General features: G+C 75.2%; 1 protein-coding gene. It reads right to left on the bottom strand.

What is annotated here, in order from left to right; translation table 11 throughout:
• The coding region (locus BBH68_RS00005; RefSeq protein WP_170066517.1) for a polyketide synthase dehydratase domain-containing protein at positions 1-2252 on the bottom strand (2252 nt) is incomplete at both ends.

The raw sequence follows: 2252 nt of genomic DNA, 5'->3' as shown, positions 1-2252 counted from the left end.
CTCGAAGTCCAGGTCGCGGGAGGAGGCGCGGTGGGCCTCGTCGATGCCCATCGCCTCCAGCACATGGTGCTTGCCGGGGCCGGCGGTGGCGTAGATCTCGGCGCCCAGGTGGCGGGCGATCTGCACGGCCGCCGTGCCCACGCCGCCGGTGGCGGCGTGGATGAGGACCGACTCGCCCGCCTTGAGTCCGGCGAGGTCCACCAGCCCGTACCAGGCGGTGAGGAACGCGATGGGCACGGCCGCCGCCTGCCGGTCGGTCCAGCCCGGCGGGATCGGCACCAGGGCGCGGGCGTCGGCGACGGTTATGGGGCCGAAGGAGCCCTGGAACAACCCCATGACACGGTCGCCGACGGCCACCGACGTCACGTCCGGGGCCACGTCGAGCACCACGCCCGCGCCCTCACCGCCCAGGCCGCGGCGGTCGGGCACGACACCGAGGGTCACCATGACGTCCCGGAAGTTGACGCCCGCGGCGCGGACGGCGACGCGCACCTGACCCGGTGCGAGCGGTTCCAGCACCTCCGGGCATTCCTCGGGCGCCAAGCCGTCGACCGTACCCGCGCGCTCGTCCGTCATGACGAGCTGCCAGGCAGGCGCGCCGACGGGCGGCACGATGCGGGCCGCCGCGTCATCGGCCATCAGCCGGGGTACCAGCGCCCGCCCGTCGCGCACGGCCACCTGCCACTCGTCCGCGTCCAGGGCCGCGCGCAGCACCTCCACGACATCCGGTGTCGAACCGGCGTCGCGCCGGGCGAGGTCGAGCAGCGTGAACCGGCCGGGGTTCTCCGACTGGGCGCTGCGGATCAGCCCCCACACGCCCGCGGCCACCGGATCCACATCGCCGCCGTCCGGGCCGTTGTCGGTGTCCTCCGTGACGGCGGCGTCATGGGTGACGACCACCAGCCGGGACTCGGCGAGCCGCGGCTCGGCCAGCCATTCCCGCGCCGTCGCCAGCACATCCGCAACCGCGTCGGCGTCACCGCCGGTGGCGGGTGCCAGGCCGGTCAGGACGACCGGCGGCACGGGGGTGTCGTCGTCCATGGCCGCGGCCAGAGCGGCGACATCCGGATACGACGCGAGGGTCGCCACCGCATCGGCGAGCCCGCCGTCCCCGGCCTCCCCGAGCACCGCCCAGCCGTCCGCCACGGCCGTCGCCGATCCGGCCGGGACCGGCATCGCCGTCCACCGCACGTGGTACAGGCCGTCGCCGGGCCCGCGCGGCCGCAGCCGTGCGGTGTCGAGGGGGCGGGAGGCGATGGTGTCGGCGGTGAGCACGGTCCGGCCGGTCGCGTCGGTGAGGACGAGACGGTAGTCGTTGTCGCCCTGAGGGGTGATGCGGGCGCGGACGTGGGTGGCGCCGGTCGCGTGGAGGGTGACGCCGCTCCAGCTGAAGGGGAGCCATATCTCGCCATCCGGATTGTCGGCGGTGGCGAGGAGCGGGTGGAGCGCGGCGTCAAGCAGGGCGGGATGGATGGCCAGGGAGTCGGCGGTGTGGTCGGACCTGTCGGCCCCGGGCAGAGCGATGTCGGCGAGGAGGTCGTCGCCGTGGCGCCAGACGGCTCGGAGGCCCTGGTAGCTCGGCCCGTAGTGGTAGCCGTCCGCGGCGGCGCGGTCGTAGAAGCCGGTGACGTCGACGGCCTCGGCTCCCGGAGGAGGCCAGGCCGCCTCCGCCTCGGCGATGGGCGGCTCGGCCGCGGGCTCGTCGGTGAGGGTCGCGGTGGCGTGGCGGGTCCACTCCGCTGGGGGAGCGGACTGCGAACGGGCGTAGATGTCCAGGGTGCGGTGGCCGCTGTCGTCAGGGGGGCTGACGATGACCTGGAGCGAGAGGGGGTGGTCCGGGTCGAGGGTGAGGGGTTGTTGGAGGAGGAGTTCGTCCACGTGGGGGGTGGTGGTGTGGTCGGCGGCGCGCAGGGCGATGTCGAGGAGGGCGGTGGCGGGCAGGAGGACGGCGTCGGCGATGGTGTGCTCGGTGAGCCAGCCCTCGTGGTCGGCGGCGGGGACCTGCCCGGTCAGGAGGACACCGCCGTCGGCGAGCGGTGCGGTGGCGGCGAGGAGGGGGTGGGTGAGAGAGGTGGCGCCGGGGGCGGTGGGCCCGGAGTGGGCGGGCTTCAGCCAGTAGGGCCGGCGCTGGAAGGGATAGGTGGGCAGGTCGACGGCGGGGGACGTGGACGCGGCGGGGTACCAGGGGGCCCAGTCGACGGGGGTGTGGGTGTGGAGGCGGGCGAGGGCGTGGGCCAGGGCTTCCACGTCGG

Origin of the sequence: Streptomyces sparsogenes (assembly GCF_001704635.1) — a bacterium.
Classification (GTDB): domain Bacteria; phylum Actinomycetota; class Actinomycetes; order Streptomycetales; family Streptomycetaceae; genus Streptomyces; species Streptomyces sparsogenes.
This window is presented reverse-complemented; position numbering and strand designations above follow the sequence as displayed.